The sequence below is a fragment of the Vibrio gelatinilyticus genome (assembly GCF_022836845.1).
GTDB lineage: Bacteria > Pseudomonadota > Gammaproteobacteria > Enterobacterales > Vibrionaceae > Vibrio > Vibrio gelatinilyticus.
Map to the genome: position 1 here is coordinate 248,445 of NZ_JAJNNZ010000005.1, position 17,785 is coordinate 266,229.

Annotated in this window: 19 protein-coding genes; 5 read left to right on the top strand and 14 right to left on the bottom strand. The window is 44.6% G+C overall.

Annotation, left to right across the window (positions count from 1 at the left end):
• The first annotated feature begins 21 nt into the window (after positions 1–21).
• Positions 22–984, top strand: a complete 963-nt coding sequence (locus LNL84_RS08900) for a sugar kinase (RefSeq protein WP_244356870.1) — start codon at positions 22–24, stop codon at positions 982–984.
• A gap of 7 nt (positions 985–991) precedes the next feature.
• Positions 992–1,618 (top strand): bifunctional 4-hydroxy-2-oxoglutarate aldolase/2-dehydro-3-deoxy-phosphogluconate aldolase, encoded by a 627-nt coding sequence (locus LNL84_RS08905; protein ID WP_244356871.1) that lies wholly within the window; start codon positions 992–994, stop codon positions 1,616–1,618.
• Between the two features lie 140 nt (positions 1,619–1,758).
• Here the strand turns inward: LNL84_RS08905 and LNL84_RS08910 are convergent, their stop codons facing one another.
• From LNL84_RS08910 to ltnD, 7 genes are all read right to left on the bottom strand, one after another.
• Positions 1,759–2,115 carry a rhodanese-like domain-containing protein gene (locus LNL84_RS08910; protein WP_244356872.1) on the bottom strand — a complete coding sequence of 119 codons (357 nt, stop codon included), beginning with the start codon at positions 2,113–2,115 and terminating at the stop codon, positions 1,759–1,761.
• A 113-nt stretch (positions 2,116–2,228) separates the two neighbouring features.
• Complete coding sequence (gene thpR, locus LNL84_RS08915; protein ID WP_244356873.1) at positions 2,229–2,750, bottom strand: RNA 2',3'-cyclic phosphodiesterase; 522 nt, start codon at positions 2,748–2,750, stop codon at positions 2,229–2,231.
• Between the two features lie 301 nt (positions 2,751–3,051).
• On the bottom strand, positions 3,052–4,506 hold the full coding sequence (locus tag LNL84_RS08920) for a GntP family permease (protein WP_244356874.1): 1,455 nt from the start codon (positions 4,504–4,506) through the stop codon (positions 3,052–3,054).
• Positions 4,507–4,656: 150 nt separating this feature from the next.
• A complete protein-coding gene (gene otnI, locus LNL84_RS08925) occupies positions 4,657–5,433 on the bottom strand; it encodes a 2-oxo-tetronate isomerase (protein WP_244356875.1) in 777 nt (258 codons plus the stop codon).
• Positions 5,433–6,080: a 3-oxo-tetronate 4-phosphate decarboxylase gene (gene otnC / locus LNL84_RS08930; RefSeq protein ID WP_244356876.1), complete on the bottom strand. Its 648-nt coding sequence runs from the start codon at positions 6,078–6,080 to the stop codon at positions 5,433–5,435. Before otnC ends, otnI begins: the two co-directional genes overlap by 1 nt.
• 11 nt (positions 6,081–6,091) lie before the next feature.
• Complete coding sequence (gene otnK / locus LNL84_RS08935) at positions 6,092–7,348, bottom strand: 3-oxo-tetronate kinase (RefSeq protein ID WP_244356877.1); 1,257 nt, start codon at positions 7,346–7,348, stop codon at positions 6,092–6,094.
• A gap of 2 nt (positions 7,349–7,350) precedes the next feature.
• Complete coding sequence (gene ltnD / locus LNL84_RS08940; RefSeq protein WP_244356878.1) at positions 7,351–8,250, bottom strand: L-threonate dehydrogenase; 900 nt, start codon at positions 8,248–8,250, stop codon at positions 7,351–7,353.
• Between the two features lie 278 nt (positions 8,251–8,528).
• Between ltnD and LNL84_RS08945 the strand changes: the two genes are divergently transcribed.
• The gene (locus LNL84_RS08945) at positions 8,529–9,290 is read left to right on the top strand and encodes a DeoR/GlpR family DNA-binding transcription regulator (protein WP_244356879.1); all 762 of its coding nucleotides are present in this window, start codon (positions 8,529–8,531) and stop codon (positions 9,288–9,290) included.
• Between the two features lie 264 nt (positions 9,291–9,554).
• Here the strand turns inward: LNL84_RS08945 and LNL84_RS08950 are convergent, their stop codons facing one another.
• Complete coding sequence (locus LNL84_RS08950) at positions 9,555–10,499, bottom strand: universal stress protein (protein ID WP_244356880.1); 945 nt, start codon at positions 10,497–10,499, stop codon at positions 9,555–9,557.
• A gap of 210 nt (positions 10,500–10,709) precedes the next feature.
• The gene (locus tag LNL84_RS08955; protein WP_244356881.1) at positions 10,710–11,834 is read right to left on the bottom strand and encodes a M14 family metallopeptidase; all 1,125 of its coding nucleotides are present in this window, start codon (positions 11,832–11,834) and stop codon (positions 10,710–10,712) included.
• A 196-nt stretch (positions 11,835–12,030) separates the two neighbouring features.
• Between LNL84_RS08955 and LNL84_RS08960 the strand changes: the two genes are divergently transcribed.
• On the top strand, positions 12,031–12,651 hold the full coding sequence (locus LNL84_RS08960; RefSeq protein WP_244356882.1) for a DsbA family protein: 621 nt from the start codon (positions 12,031–12,033) through the stop codon (positions 12,649–12,651).
• Between the two features lie 46 nt (positions 12,652–12,697).
• On the opposite strand, the gene LNL84_RS08965 is transcribed toward LNL84_RS08960, so the two are convergent.
• From LNL84_RS08965 to ohrR, 3 genes are read right to left on the bottom strand one after another with little or no spacing between them, the layout of a single operon-like run.
• Positions 12,698–13,231: a dihydrofolate reductase family protein gene (locus LNL84_RS08965; RefSeq protein ID WP_244356883.1), complete on the bottom strand. Its 534-nt coding sequence runs from the start codon at positions 13,229–13,231 to the stop codon at positions 12,698–12,700.
• 47 nt (positions 13,232–13,278) lie between these two features.
• Positions 13,279–14,193 carry a LysR family transcriptional regulator gene (locus LNL84_RS08970; RefSeq protein WP_244356884.1) on the bottom strand — a complete coding sequence of 305 codons (915 nt, stop codon included), beginning with the start codon at positions 14,191–14,193 and terminating at the stop codon, positions 13,279–13,281.
• A gap of 8 nt (positions 14,194–14,201) precedes the next feature.
• The gene (ohrR, locus tag LNL84_RS08975; RefSeq protein WP_244356885.1) at positions 14,202–14,642 is read right to left on the bottom strand and encodes a transcriptional regulator OhrR; all 441 of its coding nucleotides are present in this window, start codon (positions 14,640–14,642) and stop codon (positions 14,202–14,204) included.
• 121 nt (positions 14,643–14,763) lie between these two features.
• Here ohrR and ohr point away from each other — a divergent pair, with 121 nt between their 5' ends.
• Positions 14,764–15,186 carry an organic hydroperoxide reductase Ohr gene (gene ohr / locus LNL84_RS08980; RefSeq protein ID WP_244356886.1) on the top strand — a complete coding sequence of 141 codons (423 nt, stop codon included), beginning with the start codon at positions 14,764–14,766 and terminating at the stop codon, positions 15,184–15,186.
• 92 nt (positions 15,187–15,278) lie between these two features.
• Here ohr and LNL84_RS08985 read toward each other — a convergent pair whose 3' ends face one another.
• Complete coding sequence (locus LNL84_RS08985) at positions 15,279–16,154, bottom strand: LysR family transcriptional regulator (RefSeq protein ID WP_244356887.1); 876 nt, start codon at positions 16,152–16,154, stop codon at positions 15,279–15,281.
• Positions 16,155–16,296: 142 nt separating this feature from the next.
• Entirely contained in the window at positions 16,297–17,457 is a 1,161-nt protein-coding gene (locus LNL84_RS08990) for a BamA/TamA family outer membrane protein (RefSeq protein ID WP_244356888.1), read from the bottom strand.
• Between the last annotated feature and the right edge of the window lie 328 nt (positions 17,458–17,785).

Sequence of the window (17,785 nt, forward strand, 5' to 3'; positions counted from 1 at the left end):
CTACACGGGTTAAGAAGAATAATGAAAACCATTGCCATAATTGGTGAGTGCATGATTGAGCTAAACGGTAAGCCGTTTGGTGCTATGCAGCAAACCTATGGGGGAGACACTCTCAATGCAGCGGTCTACCTCAGTCGAAGCTGCGAGACAGCAGCAATAGAGCACCCTATTAAAGTCTGTTACGTGTCAGCTTTGGGCTCAGATCCGTTAAGTAACGGCCTGAAAGCGCATTGGAATGAAGAGGGTGTAAACACCGATCTTGTTCTGATTGATGACAAACGCACACCTGGGCTTTATCTAATACAACTCGATGAGGTCGGTGAACGTACGTTTTTGTACTGGCGCGATCAATCAGCAGCAAAATACCTGCTAGAGCACCCTGATTTTAAAAAAATAGAAAGCCGCCTTTATTCAGCGCAGATGGTATTTATTAGCGGAATTAGTCTGGCAATTCTCCCTGATGATGATCGCAACAAACTGGTAGCGTTACTTCACAAGCTGCGTGCGAAAGGAGTCGAAATTGCGTTTGATAGTAATTACCGTCCCGCACTGTGGCCTGACGACCAATTATCAACGGTTAAAAATATCTATTCAGCAACTTATGAAACCACCGACTTAGCTTTAGTTACCTTTGATGATGAGCACCTCATTTGGGGTGACAGAACACCTCAAGCAACCATTGAACGTTTACATCAATCAGGGGTGAAAAAGGTCGTTGTTAAGCTCGGAGCTCAAGGTTGCTTAACGAGCGAATCCTCTTCGGTTGATCCCATTTTAGTTTCGACCCAGCCGGTAAAAAACGTCGTTGATACAACCTCTGCAGGCGATTCATTTAATGGCGGATTTCTTTCTGCTTATCTCGCAGGAAAAAGTATTAAGCGATCGTGCCATAGAGGCAATGCACTGGCAGGAAAAGTCATTCAACACCCCGGCGCGATCATCCAGAGAGCGCATACCAACGAAATCACAAAAACATTCAAATAGGTTTACGATGCCTCATTTAAAAGAACAACTTAAAACACTTAAAGTCATTCCCGTTATTGCAATCGATAAGGCAGAGGACATAGTTCCTTTGGGGAAAGTGCTAGTGGAAAACGGCTTACCCGCTGCTGAGATAACCTTTCGCTCGGAAGCGGCGGTTGAAGCTATTCGTCTATTGCGCCAATCTCAGCCCGATATGCTTATTGGGGCGGGTACCGTGCTCAATAAAGCTCAAGCGATTGCAGCCAAAGAGGCTGGAGCAACGTTTGTAGTTTCACCTGGGTTAAACCCAAATACTGTCAGAGCATGCCAAGAGATTGGCATTGAAATTGTCCCAGGCGTCAATAACCCTAGTGCGATAGAAGCCGCGCTCGAACTAGGAGTAAAAACATTAAAGTTCTTCCCTGCTGAACCTTCTGGCGGCATCAATATGGCTAAAGCTCTGCTTGCTCCATACGGCGATATCTCATTTATGCCAACAGGTGGAATCAACCCGGGCAATATCAATGAGTATCTGGCGATCCCTCGTGTTTTGGCATGTGGCGGCACCTGGATGGTAGACAAGAAGCTCATTGAAGATCATAACTGGGATGAGTTAGCTAGATTGACGCGTGAGGCCGTTGAACTGGTTTCCTAGGGGGTGGTCTGTCATTATCGACTATTTTTATAGAATGGTCTCACTGACTTCATGAAGCCTAAGCAAATCGCCAATTTATACCAATCAATTGCCATGCATACCAAATGTATGGCAATACTCAGCTGACAGAAGTCAAACGTCTAATGATTGATATGCTGTACAACCGAAGCTACCGTTCCGGCATTAATGACTTTGTAGCCCTGTTTTTTAAGCCAAACGCAGGCACTGCCCGAACGCATTCCTGAGGCACAATACACCACGAGTGTTTTGCTTTTATCCAGCCCCTTTGTGTTACCCGCGACAAGAGAATGGACCGGAATGTTCAAGCTACCCGGTGCATTAAAGCCAGAAAATTCAGCTTCACTTCGCACATCAAGCAATTGAATGTCTTTACTATCAAGTGTCGCAAGCTGTGCTTTCACTTTGTTTGCTTTAAACCTTTTATATAGGAAAAATAGCGCGAGTAACCCGATAACTAGAATTAATTGTTCATTCATCTGCATACCTCAAAATAGGACAAACGGTGTTGTTGTTATCATTTATACTACATTAGACATTACTAAACAAGATTATCCTTAAGTATTGCACCTGCCATCGCGTAGCGGGAAAATCAACATAGCCACTCATCCACGATTTGATAGACAATCTGATTATCAATATGATGGCTGCTCATCAGCGCTACAGAGCGTGCCTGAACAAGGTAAGGCTCTATTGAAATCTGTTCTAGCTTAGCATTACCTCTTACCTGCCGGGCCAGAGTGATATGTGGAATATAAGTCCGCGATTCGCTCAGAAACCCACCCTCCACAAGCTTTGAGCTTAACTGTGACTGCAAGGAAGACAAAACTGGGTTATCAGCGATACCCGCCCACACCAGTCGGCCTGCTTTTAACCGAAAGGAGCCTAAGTGATCGATCAATATTGGCTCACATTTGGCGGTTAGTTGCTGCAAAATATCACGCAGCGCGACTTGTTGTGCTGACGATGATTCCCCAATGAACGCCAGAGTGATATGGAAATTTTCAGTGCGTGTATCGCGACCTTTAATGTCATGTTTGTGTAACACCTGCTGATAAATCGCCAGCTTTTTCTTGGACAAATCATCAAATGTGAGTGCGAAAAAAAGTCTCATGCTTTACGACCTACCATTCTTATATTAGGAATACGAGATTGCGAAGTATTTTAGTTCATCCGCGATTGAAATGTTACACAACAGGGCAGGTTTGAGTAACATACGCTTTTGCTATGGCATGACTCACGGTAGTTATGTTGCCGTATTACCACAGCGTATCGTTGGCCAAATTACTTTAATGACAGTAAGTTTGCCAAGCAGTAGTCAAAGAAAGGGTCGGTGAATTAGCAAGATGAAAACGGATATATAAATGAGGATAAAAAAGCCTCTTTTCTTTTGCAAGAAAGAGGCTTTAAGTTTTTTAGTTAGCTACAACGGTCTTTTGAACACTGCTGTCTTTTGATTTCACCCAAACGATAACTGCTGCAAGAACGGCAAGAGGAACCAATGGGTCAATCATAGTGCCACCTTTACCGAATACCAGGTTAAGTATCATGATGATACTTGCGCCAATTGCCCAGGCAATCGTTGAAGATACAGACCAAATTTTCAATTGGTCAGTAAGCTCTGTAATGCCCAACGTACGGTTGATGATATGGAAGTATGAATCATTAAGGTGCGAGAAGCCTACTGGGCCCACTGCACACGCTAATGCGACAAATACCGGGTCCAAACCTAATGTTTCAACAAGAGGTAGAGTCATTGTTGCTGCAACCATCATTGACGCTGTAGCAGAGCCTTGAATCACACGAAGCATAGAAGCAATTGCTAGAGGAACTAGCAGTGGTGGAATACCACTACTTGCAATCGCGTCAGCGACTTGTGGACCAGCACCAGAAGCTTTAAGCACAGCGCCCATTGCACCACCACAGCCAGTAACCACAAGGATTAGACCTGTTGTCGACAGCGCGTCATCCATAGAGCCAACCATATCTTTACGTTCGATTTTTAGAGTTAGCCCGTAAAGTGCCATTAGCACGCCAATACCCACAGCAACCACAGGATTACCAAGCAGAGATAGCACAGTATGCATTGCACTGTCGCCTTTACCAACCAGAGTATTAATCAGGATAAGTGCGATAGGGATAAGAATTGGGCCGAAAGATAAGAAGTTACTTGGCAATTCTTTTTCGTTCGCAGCTTCAACTTTTTCTAGGTTCGCCCAGTCTGCTTGGTTAGTGATCCACGTTTCACCATTTGGCACACGGTAGTATTCGTTACCAATACGGCGGATATAAATCATAGACAACAGCATCATAGGAATCGATACCATCAGACCCCAAAGCATATACTCGCCCAGATCCACGCCTAGGATCCCCGCCACAGCGACAGGTCCTGGTGTTGGCGGCACTAGAGCGTGAGTGATTAGCAGGCCAAGCGCCAATGTAACGCCAAGGCCAACGGCTGATTTACCCGTATCACGAGAAATCGCACGTACTAAGGAATGTAGAATGACATACGCAGAGTCACAGAAGACCGGAATGGCCACGATCACCCCTGTGAAACCCAAAGCTAGATCTTCACGACCTTTGCCACAGATTTTCACAAACGTTTTCGCCATGCGCACAGCAGCACCTGAGCGCTCGAAACATGCGCCCATGATCACACCAAACGCTATAATAAGGCCGATACTGCCCAGTACGCCTCCAAAACCCGCTTTAATCGCATCGATTAGTTCTGTTGGAGCCATTCCGGCGAACAGGCCCATAATGATGCTTGAAATAACCATTGCGAGTGCGACTGGAATTCTTGTTTTCACAATCATTCCCATCATGGCAATAATACCAATCACAATGCCTATCAATGCTCCATCCATTTTGATTTCCTTTTATTTTTCTATGTAGGGTTGCAATGGGTTATATAGGGGGGAAACCCATTGCACTTTATGCTAGTAACTTATCCAGCAAGCTTTTGTTATACGGTAGACCTAAGCCCAGCTCTCACGCTTTTGGCTATCGATTAAGGTTCATAGGTAAGGCGTAACCCAACTTAATCCCTCTTCTGTTGTATTTCTTGGGTTATACTCACAGCCGATCCAACCTTGGTAACCAGAGCTATCCAATACGTTGAACAAGTGGGGGTAATTCAGCTCTCCTTCTGACGGTTCGTGTCTTTCAGGTACCGAAGCAATCTGAATGTGTCCGGTAAATGGCGCGACATCCCGAATTAACGTGCTTAAGTCTCCGTCCATGATCTGGGCATGATATAGATCAAGCTGAAGTTTCACGTTTGGACGATCGACCTTTTTAATCAGCTCAACCGCTTCACGTTGGTGAGAGATAAAATAATTTGGTATATCTCGACTGTTCAGAGGCTCAATCATCAATTCAATACCCTGCTCAGAAAATTTGTCCGCGGCATAGCGAATATTTGAGACAAATGTTTCAACGTGCTGGTCACGATCAAAGCGATCATCAATTAAACCCGACATCGCATGAACCTTTTTGCAATTCAACATGTTTGCGTATACCAACGCTGTTTCAACACTGGCTCTGAACTCGTCTTCTCGGCCCGGGATAGCGGCGAAGCCACGCTCTCCTGCGTCCCAATCACCCGGTGGCATGTTGAACAGTGCTTGCTCGAATTCGAACTGCTTCAGTTTGTCTGCCAATTCCTGAGGTTCGAATGAGTAAGGAAAGAGAAACTCGACTGCTTTAAAGCCAGCCTGATGGGCTTTTTCAAAGCGCTCCAAAAACGGCACCTCGGTAAACAACATGGTGAGATTTGCTGCGAATTTCGCCATTACTTTCCTCTCCCTTTCAAATCAATGATTTCTTCATCGGTCAGATAACGGATTTCTCTATCTTTTAACAAAAACTCAAGTTTTGCTGTCTCTTCTAGCTCTTCAGCATTGTCCACAGCATCAAGAAGATCAGTCCCCGTCACCACTGGACCATGGTTGGCTAACAAGAATGCTCTATAGTCACCCGCACGCTTAGCCAACTCATTCGCGATTTGCGGATCACCTGGACGCAAATATGGAATCACGGGCAGTTCACCAATACGCATCACAAAGTACGGCGTAAATGCTTTTATCGCATTGCGATTATCAATACCTTCAAGACAAGAAAGCGCTGTTAGGTATGTGGAATGCAAATGCACGATCGCATTGCACTGCGGGTTATTGCGATAAATAGCCAGGTGAAACGCCACTTCCTTGGACGGTTTCTTTCCCGAAATATGATGACCATCGATATCCACGACTGACAGTTCTTCAGCGACCAACCGGCCAAACGAAGACCCCGTCGGTGTGGCTAAAAAGTGTCCATCAGGCAATTTTAGAGACAGGTTACCGGCGCCACCAGTGGCATAGCCTCTATCAAACATGGACCGAGCGAGCGTGACCATCTGTTCTCTTAGTTCCCGCTCTTTTAGCAAAACGTTATTCATCTATACTTCACCTATGAAAAAAATGTCTGTGCTCGGGCAAAAAAGTTCTCATCGCCGAAATTACCGGATTTGAGAGCCAAAGAAAGATCACCGTCTAACGACTTCACCCAAGGTACACCCGGTGAAATTTGAGGGCCTATATGAAAACCTTGAACATCGAGACTTTGGGTTACGACACCCGATGTTTCGCCACCAGCAACGATGAAATTCTTGACACCTGCTTGATTCAGCATGACGGTTAACTTACTAAAGAGTTGCTCGACTGCTTGGCTAGAAGCCTGTGCACCGTACTCAGTCTGAATAACTTTTAGAGATGCGGCATCGGCTGTGGCATATACTATTGGTGCAAATTCGCCTCGTAAGTTTGTCATAACCCAATCAAAGACTTCATTGGCGTACTGCTCACTAGCAAGGCATGCTTTGACATCAATAGAAAAGTGAGGAGCCTTGGACTTATATGTCGCGACTTGTTGATTGGTCATGACCGAACATGAACCGGAAAAGACGACTGTCGGCGCTTTTTCTGGGTTACCGGCCTGTTTTGCGCCGCTCTGATCTGTTAAATGCTCTGTCCAGTTCTTGGCGATACCAGCGGCCAAACCAGACCCACCGGTCACAAGTTTGAGAGACTTTGCTGCTTGACCTAAGGCAACAAGGTGTTCAGTTTTAAAAGCATCGACAACAACATATTTGTTACCTTGAGCTTTTAGTTCAGCAAAACGCTGGATGATGGCCGACGGGCCTTGCTCAACTGTTTGAAAGTTAACCAGACCCGATGTGCCTTCTGACTGTGCATTCATCATACGAACGACGCTTGAATCAGTCATTGGTGTTACTGGATGATTACGCATACCCGAATCACTCAAAAGTTCTTCGAATACAAATAGATGCCCGTTGTAAACAGTTCGACCATTAACCGGAAGTGCAGGACAAACCATAGTGAAAGACTCACCTAATTCAGCCAAAAGAGCGTCAGTGACCGGGCCAATATTGCCATGTTTTGTACTATCAAACGTCGAGCAATACTTAAAGTAGAATTGCTGGCAACCTTGTTTTTGAAGCCATTTCAACGCGGCAACGGAATCATTAATAGCTTCGTCTACCGGGCAAGAACGAGATTTGAGACTAATGACAACCGCATCAGCATCCAGATCGACGTCATGTGTTGGCGTCCCAGTTAACTGAATCGTTCGCATTCCATTTTCGACCAAAAAACCAGCGATATCTGTTGCGCCAGTGAAGTCATCGGCAATCACACCTAATAACATAATTACTTCTCCACTCCTGGCAGTTCAATACCATCAAAGATCTTAATGACAGCGCTGTCATCTTCTTGTCCAAAACCTGCGTTGCTTGCGCTAACAAACATGTTTAGAGCTGCACTAGAGAGTGGTGTCGGGAATTTTAGATCTTGCGCCGTATCAGAGACTAGGTTGAGATCTTTTACAAAGATATCCACCATCGAGTTTGGCGTGTAGTCACCATCAACGACATGCTTCATTCGATTCTCAAACATCCAAGAATTGCCCGCTGCATTGGTAACAACATCGTACATTAGATCTAGAGGAATGCCGGCTCGAGCTGCTAATGCCATCGCTTCTGCGCCAGCCGCAATATGCACGCCTGCTAACAACTGATGGATAACTTTCACGGTCGCACCAAGGCCGATCGCTTCACCAATGTTGTAAACTTTAGCGGCAGTCGCATCCAAAACAGGTTGCAAGGCTTCAAAGGTGCTCGTAGCACCAGAGGCCATGACGGTCATTTCACCAGACTCTGCTTTTGCTGAACCACCAGATACTGGCGCATCAAGCATTACCAAACGATGCTCTGCCAGTTTATTTTCGATTTGCTTAGCATCTTCAGCCGAAATAGTGGCAGATACCATCACTGGTGTATTTGGCTTTAAAGCTGCTGCAAGACCTGTCTCAAACAACACCGTATTAACTTGACGCGCATTAACAACGAGTACCAGCACAGCGTCTAACTCTTTAGCGTACTCAACGGCATTAGTCGAAACAGCTTTCGCACCATAGGAACCTAGCTCCTCTAACGCCTCAGGGTTTAAGTCAAAACCATAAACATCAAGCCCAGCACGTACACAAGACTTCGCGGCTCCCATCCCCATGGAACCCAAACCGATAACACCGACAGATTGAACTTCACTCATAACGACAATGCCTTCTTGGAAAGTTAAAATTTAAATGTTAATTATTGTTTATCTGTTGTGATTATATGTGAGGCAATTGCGTAATACTCCGTCCTAAATCACACTTTTCACAATAATTAACACTTCAGTGCCATTATGCACTAATGTGGTGCAAATAACAGCAATTAATTTAGCTAGTCACTGTAGAATCGTCATTTTGACAACATATATTCACATATATTCACATGGCCAATAAATGCTGATAAGATACTGAAAAGATATAAGATAGAAGAGACATTATGATCCCAGCAGAGCGGCAAAGAACAATACTGTCATTGTTATCACATCATAAAGTGATCAGTATTGCTGAATTAACAGAACATCTTGGCGTTTCCCATATGACCATACGCCGAGATATCGTAAAACTTGAGTCTTTAAGCAAAGTCGTATCCGTCTCCGGAGGCGTTCAATTAGCACAAGCTTTGCACAGCGAACTTTCACATGACGCAAAAGTCGAACAGCAAGCAAGTGAAAAAGTAATTATTGGAAAAATAGCCGCGGATCTACTCGAAGAGAATGCCACTATATATCTAGACGCAGGTACTACCGCTCTTGAGATAGCCCATCAGTTAGTTGCAAGAGATGATCTGCTTATTGTCACCAATGACTTTACTGTTGCTTCTTTTCTAATGCATCACAGCCAATGCGACCTGTACCATACCGGCGGTAAGGTTGATAGAGAAAACCAGTCGACGGTTGGTAGCAAAGTTGCTGATTTTCTTGCTGGCATCAATATTGATGTTGCTTTCATCTCAACGTCGTCCTGGAGCCTAAAAGGTTTATCCACACCGAATGAAAATAAAGTCATGGTTAAACAAGCGATCATAAACGCTGCACAAACCAGTTATCTTATTTCGGACTCCAGTAAATATGGCCGCATCGCCAGTTTTCATGCACTGGATATTGAAAAGGTCGATGGCGTCATTTCTGATTCTAACTTACCCGATAATGTAGTTAAGGAGCTTGAAGACAAGGGGCTCAGTGTCTTAATCCGAGCTTAACGCAATAGAGGGTCGCCCCTTCCCTAAAGGTACCCGACGAAATAGACGCCGGCTATAACTGACCCTCTTGACTAGATAAACACAGCGATGCTGAGCATCGAGGTAGATAAGATAGCATTACAAACCAGTGGTAAGACAATCTTAAAGCCCCCACATGCACTTGATAAACCACTGACAAAAAAGGTTTTTTCTTGCTAAACCTCTATGAGAAAGTGGTAGGAGGTTGGCACACAACAGATACTTTCCCGCTTATTGAGCTATAAATTACACTTTGTTCATCAAAATCGGCGACTCAAAAGTATCCGGCTTTATAGTGATCACCGAACACTCCAGTTTATTGATCATCGACTCTGCTGTGTTTCCCATCACAAATCCAGCAATGCCACTTCGCGACATTGACCCTAGAATCACTAAGTTGGCCTGACTATCACTAATAAACTGGGGAAGAACGTCACGTGTTTCACCTTCTAACACCTGAGTTTGAATGGTCAAAGAGCTATTGTCATGCTTTGCCAATAAAGCGTTCAAGCGAGCGATCCTCTCATCTCGCATTTTTTGTGACAGTAACGCGATATCGATGTCTGTGTAACCACCCCGGTTTCTGAGGTAGCCTTCAGACTCCAAACGCCAAGCATGGCATAGTACAAGCCTAGCACCTACCGCAGAGCAAAAACCAACCGCAAGATCAACCAGCTTGATATTGAAGTCCTGATAATCGTGATTGGTGACATCCACAGCAGCGACCACCTGGCTTAGACTATCGAAGTGAGTGCTAATGGACCAAATTGGCACCTGTGATTTACGCATCAAATCAAACGTGTTGCAGCCTCTTTGACACGGCTCTTGTTTATCTTCACGGTGACAATCGATAACAATCATCGACGACTTCAATTCATCCGACTCTTTGATGATCTCTATGAACGGAATACCAACGCGAACTTTGGTATTAAATTTGATATTGGGGTAACGTTTTTCGAGCGCTTGCACATGATTTTTCAGCGAATCTTGATAAAACCTCGTCGCGTGCTCCAGAATATCCAGTGTAGTCCCGGACAGATGATAAATATCTTTGTATTCAGCTAGCTCTTTTATGACTAGTAGTAAGGTCACATGGGATGAACACGTATTTGCGAACGAAAATACCTGATGCAACGCGTCATTAATGGGTTGCTCAGGCGCAATAGGAACTAACAGCCGAGTAAACAGCATAATGCCTCCGATCGTCACACAGTAGTTATTGTCATGTCATTATATTAACTATAGAACGTACTTTGGAGAATACACATTGATGTTGTTGTTCACTAACCTCATCGAACCTTTCAATAACAAAACGTTGGTTCAAAGACCAAATTCCTTCGCCATGCGGTGGTATAGAGGCATAAAAAAACGGCTCTTTAATGAGCCGTTTACGAAGTATGACTAAAGCTTATTCAGGGTGGAATACACAGCTGCTAGCACATCTTGGCCAAATGTGAAGCTACGATCTGGCGACCAACCATACAGCTCGTCAGCATGACTGATGTGATCTTTAAAAGGCATTTCTACCGTGTAAGACAAACACTTAAACTGCTCTGCTACCCAATTTGAGCCAACGGTCAAGTTCGCTTTGCCCGGCTCGTCTTTGTCATAGCCATGCTCATCCTGAAATTCCGGTGTAATGGTCAACAACGCTTGTTTAAATGCAGACTCGAGCGTGGCCATACGCTCATCATACGACGGAACGCCTTCGCTACCCGCAACGAAGTTATACGGGATCGCCTCATCACCATGAATATCAAGGAACATATCCACGCCCGTCGCTAACATTCGCTCACGAACCAAAAAAACTTCAGGGCTTTTCACCATCGAAGGGCTCTGCCACTCACGGTTGAGATTGACACCAATAGCATTGGTGCGCAGGTGACCGCGAATGCTACCATCAGGATTCATATTGGGTACGACTCTAAATACCGCGTTATCAAGTAACGCGCGCCCTACCGTATCAGTTTCATCCAACAAACGTTGTAGTAGCCCTTCAATAAACCACTCAGCCATGGTTTCACCCGGGTGTTGCCTGCCAATCACCCATATGTTTTTCTTACCTTCTGCTGGCTCTCCAATAGTAAGTAAGCTGATGTCGTTATTGTCGAGCGTTGTACCTAGGGTTTCTAACTGACAACAATGATGCGTTTGCGCACTGTGCAATAGATCCTGATGACGATCGTAGGAGTAAGGTGCAAAATAGGCAAAGAACATTGAGCTATGCTCTGGGATCACATCAAACGTCAATGTGTCACCATTAAATTGTGAAGGAATGCGGAACCACTCTTCACGATCATATGACGCCACTACATCATAATCTTGCCAGCCTTCAGGGTAAGCCGACTTGGCCAATTCAAGTAAACTAAAACTATATTGCTGACCGGCAACGCCTTCCAGTCGAAAATGGAACCACTGTGAGATCTCGGTTTGGTTATCGGCAGGAATGGTTAGCTGAATATCATTTGGCGTATCGGCCTTGACGACATTGATATTGCCACTTTCGAAATTGCTGAAAATTTTCATATTATCGTTATCTTTACATGTTGAGTATGGAAGCTAGACTAGCACAATTAATAGTGTAGTCGACCTTGCTCTGACCACCTGTCGAATTAAGCAGCAGCGTTGCCCTCTCTATGTTGAAATTTTCATCAGCATTGCTGCTTTTCTTTATCGTTAACTTTGCTAAGGTGATGATTAACTCACTCAAGGAAAGGCCACTATGCCGCTAGAGAAAACCACACTGTATTACGTTTATGACCCTATGTGCTCGTGGTGTTGGGGATATAAGCCAATTTGGGAAAACATTGTAAGTGCGCTGCCTGACAATGTTGATGTTGTATACGTTTTAGGGGGGTTAGCCCCAGACTCGAACGAAGAAATGCCTATGGCTATGCAGCAACAAATTGCCTCATATTGGCATAAAATTGAAGACTACCTTGGCACTCAATTTAACCATGACTTTTGGAAAAATAACGCTCCACGCCGCTCCACCTACCCAGCTTGTCGCGCGCTGATAGCCGCTCGTGCTCAGCAAGCAGAATTGGCATTACTCGAGGCCATTCAACATGCCTACTACCTCAATGCAAGAAACCCGAGTGATGACGATGTACTTATCGACTTAGCGGCAAGCTGTGGTATGAATGGCGAGGTGTTTAAAAAGGATTTTTTGTCTGCAGGTGCACATCAGGCGTTGCTCACAGAAATAGAATTTGCGCGCTCAATTGGTGGAAACAGCTTTCCCTCTCTGTTTGTCCAAAAGGGCTCGGATATTCATGAGCTACCAATCGACTACCAACAGGCACAGACAACCTTGCAACAAATAAAAGCGCTAGCCAATTAGTTGACGCATCCTAGGCTCCAAGGCGCGCGCTCATAGACTGATATCACTAACGGCTGCGAATAAAGTGATTTTGTACAATCGTGTCTAAGAAGCGTGTGCTTTTAACGCATTTAAAATCTAAGGGGGCTTCCAATTCCCCAAAGAGAGAGGCGCCACCACCAAGTAGAACCGGAATCGTGGTAATAATCATCTCATCAATCAAGTCTTCCTTAAGGAAGTTTTGAATGGTAACACCACCATCGATATAGAGTTTGTTAAAGCCTTTTTTATGAATATGCGCCAAAACCTCATCTAGAGGGCCATTAAGCAAAAAGACTTTGCCCTCATAGCCAGTTGGCACCTCGCTCATGGAATTGCTTAACACAAAAACGGGCTTACTGTACGGCCATTCAATATCAAAGCTTAACACCATATCGAGCGTATTTCGGCCCATCACCAAAGCGTCAATTCGAGCGAAATGCTCAGAAAATCCCATATCATTTCCCTCGGGATTTGGGATTGCATGTAGCCAATCTAAGCCACCGTTTTTATCAGCAATGTAACCATCTAAACTTGTCGCTATAAATACAATGTTGCTCATGTCTTACTCCAATTCTGCTTATAACATCCAGCTTGGCAATGTTCGTCCTAGCTGAACCCTTTCAGATAATCGCATAACCAAGCAATAGAGTGGTCGTTCATGCTTGGTTTATTCCAAACTAAACTATAGGCTACATGGCCATAATCAAAAGGTAACGGCTTGCTTACCAAAGACTTCGCTTGTATCGCTACATCAGCCCAACGCTTTGAGCAGGTAAATAACAGGTTCGTCTGTTGGCACATTAGTGCAGCGGATCCAAAGTCTGCAACCGACATTGCGACATCTCGGGCGCTATGGTTTTGTGTCAGGTTCTGTTCAAAATACGGCTGGTTCAACTCTGTGTCTGCGATCCCTACATGACGATAAGAGAGATAGTTTTCGATGGTTAGCTCATTATCGATTAACGGATGGTGTGCCGACATCAAACACACCATTTCATCATGGTAGAGAGACTCCCAAACTAATCCCTTACTATTCGTGGGTGGTTGACTGGCATCGTGAGGAAGTAAAATAAAATCAATGCTCCCCCCTAGCAGAGAATCGAAGCCATGTCGGTCTTTGGAGTGCACCGTGAGTGTCGCATGGGGGGCAAGATCGCTGATCAATGCAGCAATTGGTTTTGCAAAAATCTCAAAAGTACTCTCTCGCATCGACAACGAAAAACTGCCCTGGTATTCCAACGGATCAAAGCTCGCTTGGTGCATCACGCTATTCATGCTCGCTAACATTGAATGCAACGTTGGGGCGATGGTTAGTGCGTACGGTGTTGGGACAAGCTTAGTGCCATCTCTAAAAAACAGCTCATCACCGAGAATGATTCTGAGTTGATTCAGTGTTTTACTCACACTAGAGGGCGTCACACACAGACTTTCTGCCGTCTTAGTCACACTATGGCTAGTCAGCATAACGTGCAGCACTGTTAGGTGTTTGAAGCTTATCCGTGAAAGACCCAATAAATCCATCTATGTCACTACTTAGTTAATGTTGCCGTGAGTTGCTCGCACAATCGTTTGAGCTCCATCGCATCGTCCATGGTCATATTGGCTTTACAGGCGATGGCACTGGGAACCCCCATCGCTTTTTCTTTTAACGCTAAACCTTGCTCAGTTAAGCTGATCAATCGTGCGCGTTCATCTTGTTCGCAGCGCTTACGCATCACTAATCCCTTCTGCTCTAACCTCTTTAATAATGGCGTGAGAGTCCCTGAGTCGATACGAAGATCATGACCAATCTCTTTCACATTCATGGGTGACTTCTTCCAAAGCACCATCATCGATAAGTACTGCAAGTAGGTTAAGTCCAGTTCATCAAGTATCGGACGATACGCACGAGTTAGTGCATTGCTCGCACTGTACAAAGCAAAGCATACTTGCTTGTCGAGATCTAAAAGTTCACTCTTTGGCTCAATCATAATCACACTCAGAATAATTAAATTGCACACAATATACTTGCAAACACACAAAAATAGCAATATAGTTAGCGCACAACCTAATTGCTAACAATCAAAAATAACCAACAACAAGGACACTAACATGACTGTACTTTACAAAACATCAGCAACAGCAAGCGCCGGACGAAACGGAAATGTGGCGACAGACGATGGTTTACTGGATGTGGCACTTTCTTATCCAAAAGCACTTGGTGGTACGGGTGAAGCGACAAACCCAGAGCAACTGTTTGCGGCCGGTTATTCAGCGTGTTTTTCAAATGCGATTTTGCATGTTGCTAGTCAACAAAAGTTAGGACTCAAGCAAGCGCCAACCAAAGCAACGGTTGCCCTTAAGCCGAACGCAGAAGGTGGTTTTGTATTGGAAGTGGCCTTAGATGTGAATCTGGAAATGGATGACGAAGCGGCATTAGCATTGGTACGCGTAGCGCATCAGGTTTGCCCTTACTCTAACGCGATTAGAGGCAATGTTGACGTCGCAGTGACAGCCAACGGGCAAGCAATATAAGGCGTATCTCTGTGTAAAGACACTGACTCTTATTTAGAAATCTCACAAAAAAAGCCACAGAATTGTGGCTTTTTAACGAAATGTCATTGAGATCAGAGAGCGCCCAAGATCTCACACAGGTACTTCGCCGCCGGGCCAAGTTGTGCATTCGACTTCCACAAAACGTCCGCTGACATCAACATCTCATGGCGTTGGAACTCGGGTCGAAAATCAATTAAAGTACCCATGGATTTTTTCTCGAGCATCAGATCTTTAGGCACAACAGCCCAACCGATGCCTTGCTCGACCAATTTCACCACATCTTCCTGATCATCCGCACGCCAAACTTCTTGTGAGAATAGACCCTGAGCCCTCAGTACTGCATTTTCAACCATACTTCGGCAAGCGATCTGCCGCTCACCGATTAAGGTTTCGTTGCTGACTTGAGGCATATCTGCAAACATGGAATCAGGGCTGCAAATACACACCCACTCAACATTTCCGACCGAAACAAAATCTAAGCCTTCGGGTACTGCATCAGAGGCTATATTGAAGCCAAGATCAACGTCATTGTTCGATACAGCCGATGTTAAACTATCCGCACTCAAGCGCAGTACATTAAGTTGCGTGAAAGGAAAGCGTTGCGACATTTTTTCGATGGCTGATTCAATGATGGAGAAAGGCAGTAAAGGATCAATACCGATCGTGAGTATATCTTCGACATTATCGACACTTGATTGAGAGTAATTACGAATGCGCTCGGCCTGGCGTAAAAGCACCTTGGCCTGGGACAACATCCTTACTCCTTGCGGTGTTAACTTCGGATATTTGGTGCTTCGATCAAACAGAGTGACACCCAAGTCGACTTCTAGGTTATTTACGCCGATACTGACAGAGCTTTGACTCTTACCTAAGTGTCTAGCGGCAGCAGAAAAAGACCCTTGCTCAGCAGCAGCAACAAACGCCACAAGTTGCTCAATATTTAGCATACCCAACCCTTTGAATAACTTATCAATAACTGTAACTATCGTAGTCCAATAGCCCAAAAATTGCACTGATTAATACACAAAACCAACCCTAAGATAACGCCACATCCATCTCGAACATGCACTACCACATTTTGGTTACATTTTAGAAAGCTTCACCGAATCTAATATAAAAGCTCGTATTGCCCATTTTTGATACCGCAGCATCCACACCTACTGTGAACCTTTCTTTTGCATTTAGTAGGTACCGAACACCGATCCCCGCACTCGGAATCACCTCGGATTGAACACTGTGGTGCGGTTGATTTTGGTCGTTACTAATGACCGCGGCTCCGGCAAACGCAACGCCACTCCACAACGACGTAAAGCGGTGACGATACTCAATTTCAGCCTGGTACAAAGCACTACCACGGTATTTATTCCAGTCTGCTCCGCGCAAGTTTGGCGTTACGAACTCATATTCAGGTGTTTCACCAAGCATTTCTTTACCAATCACACGATAGGCCAACACGTCGTCACCAATAGGAAAATACTGACTCACCTCGGCATCAAATCGATCAAAACTCTTACCCGTTTTGTTATCTGTTGAGTAATGCAGGGTGCTTAAATCTACATTCAAGCCTTGAGTGGCTCCCATCATACTGTCACGAGTGTCGTAAGTCATGAGTAGACCTACCGCATGGTTACTACCACTCATATGATCTTCAAACGCCTTTTTAATTGCAGGATCAGTTTTATCATTGAGCTTCGCATCCCCTCCGCTCCACAATCCTTGCACACCAAGATACAGGTCTTGGACGATCTGTTTTCGTGCTTCTGCATAGACAAAATTAGAATACGATGAATACTGCGCAGCTTTAGGTAGTTGCATACCAATTCGACCGGTGTATTTCAAATTTAAACTAAAGTGACCTGCGTAAAATCCAGCTCGCCATGCATCATGAGCAAAGATATGTTCATGACCCACAATCGCCATACCACTACCAGAGTCGGTATATTGCCCATAGAACATACTCGTCGAAGGGTTGCTTGCACCTTCCTCCCGATCATGTAAGTACATAGCATTCACACCTAAACCGATACCTAACGCATCGTCTGTAATCGGTACAGGAAACGCTGCAAATTGGCTATCTGGTATCGGGTCGCGAGCTTCTTCTTGCTCTGTTGGCTCATCTTGTTGCGCCGCTATTCCATGCTGCTTTTCAGACTGCTCATTTATTAGGTTGTCAGCATTAACAGCTTGAGTGCCGAGACAACAGGCGATAATGAATGCAGTCCTGCGACTCCAGAAAGCGATGCTTGTCATTGATCTAATACTCGATAAAAGTGAGTTGAAAATGGTTGCTGATCATAGATGACTCAAGCCCACTAATGAATAACTTAGTATCAAACAAACCTATAGATTGACAGAACTCTGACATTTAAAGGAAGATAGACTCATGACGAAGTAATTACAGAGAAACCTCAGCTAACACTCTCATTGGCAAATAAAACATCGATTTTCTTTAACAGCCTTATCGATAAACCACTCCTATTTAGTATATACAAATCCGATAGTAAAGGCGTATTGCCCTGACAATTATTACCGATCCCACATCACATAATGAGCAAACAATCAATGTTGGAGTAAAGCC

Excerpts from the sequence above, each read along its gene's own strand:
- otnI (WP_244356875.1), bottom strand. The coding sequence starts at position 5,433 with ATGGCGAAATTCGCAGCAAATCTCACCATGTTGTTTACCGAGGTGCCG.
- ohr (WP_244356886.1), top strand. The coding sequence starts at position 14,764 with ATGACTGTACTTTACAAAACATCAGCAACAGCAAGCGCCGGACGAAAC.
- LNL84_RS08910 (WP_244356872.1), bottom strand. The coding sequence starts at position 2,115 with ATGAATGAACAATTAATTCTAGTTATCGGGTTACTCGCGCTATTTTTC.
- LNL84_RS08990 (WP_244356888.1), bottom strand. The coding sequence starts at position 17,457 with ATGACAAGCATCGCTTTCTGGAGTCGCAGGACTGCATTCATTATCGCC.
- otnC (WP_244356876.1), bottom strand. The coding sequence starts at position 6,080 with ATGAATAACGTTTTGCTAAAAGAGCGGGAACTAAGAGAACAGATGGTC.
- otnK (WP_244356877.1), bottom strand. The coding sequence starts at position 7,348 with ATGTTATTAGGTGTGATTGCCGATGACTTCACTGGCGCAACAGATATC.
- LNL84_RS08970 (WP_244356884.1), bottom strand. The coding sequence starts at position 14,193 with ATGGATTTATTGGGTCTTTCACGGATAAGCTTCAAACACCTAACAGTG.
- LNL84_RS08905 (WP_244356871.1), top strand. The coding sequence starts at position 992 with ATGCCTCATTTAAAAGAACAACTTAAAACACTTAAAGTCATTCCCGTT.
- LNL84_RS08965 (WP_244356883.1), bottom strand. The coding sequence starts at position 13,231 with ATGAGCAACATTGTATTTATAGCGACAAGTTTAGATGGTTACATTGCT.
- thpR (WP_244356873.1), bottom strand. The coding sequence starts at position 2,750 with ATGAGACTTTTTTTCGCACTCACATTTGATGATTTGTCCAAGAAAAAG.
- LNL84_RS08985 (WP_244356887.1), bottom strand. The coding sequence starts at position 16,154 with ATGCTAAATATTGAGCAACTTGTGGCGTTTGTTGCTGCTGCTGAGCAA.
- ltnD (WP_244356878.1), bottom strand. The coding sequence starts at position 8,250 with ATGAGTGAAGTTCAATCTGTCGGTGTTATCGGTTTGGGTTCCATGGGG.
- LNL84_RS08955 (WP_244356881.1), bottom strand. The coding sequence starts at position 11,834 with ATGAAAATTTTCAGCAATTTCGAAAGTGGCAATATCAATGTCGTCAAG.
- LNL84_RS08960 (WP_244356882.1), top strand. The coding sequence starts at position 12,031 with ATGCCGCTAGAGAAAACCACACTGTATTACGTTTATGACCCTATGTGC.
- LNL84_RS08920 (WP_244356874.1), bottom strand. The coding sequence starts at position 4,506 with ATGGATGGAGCATTGATAGGCATTGTGATTGGTATTATTGCCATGATG.
- LNL84_RS08950 (WP_244356880.1), bottom strand. The coding sequence starts at position 10,499 with ATGCTGTTTACTCGGCTGTTAGTTCCTATTGCGCCTGAGCAACCCATT.
- LNL84_RS08945 (WP_244356879.1), top strand. The coding sequence starts at position 8,529 with ATGATCCCAGCAGAGCGGCAAAGAACAATACTGTCATTGTTATCACAT.
- LNL84_RS08900 (WP_244356870.1), top strand. The coding sequence starts at position 22 with ATGAAAACCATTGCCATAATTGGTGAGTGCATGATTGAGCTAAACGGT.
- ohrR (WP_244356885.1), bottom strand. The coding sequence starts at position 14,642 with ATGATTGAGCCAAAGAGTGAACTTTTAGATCTCGACAAGCAAGTATGC.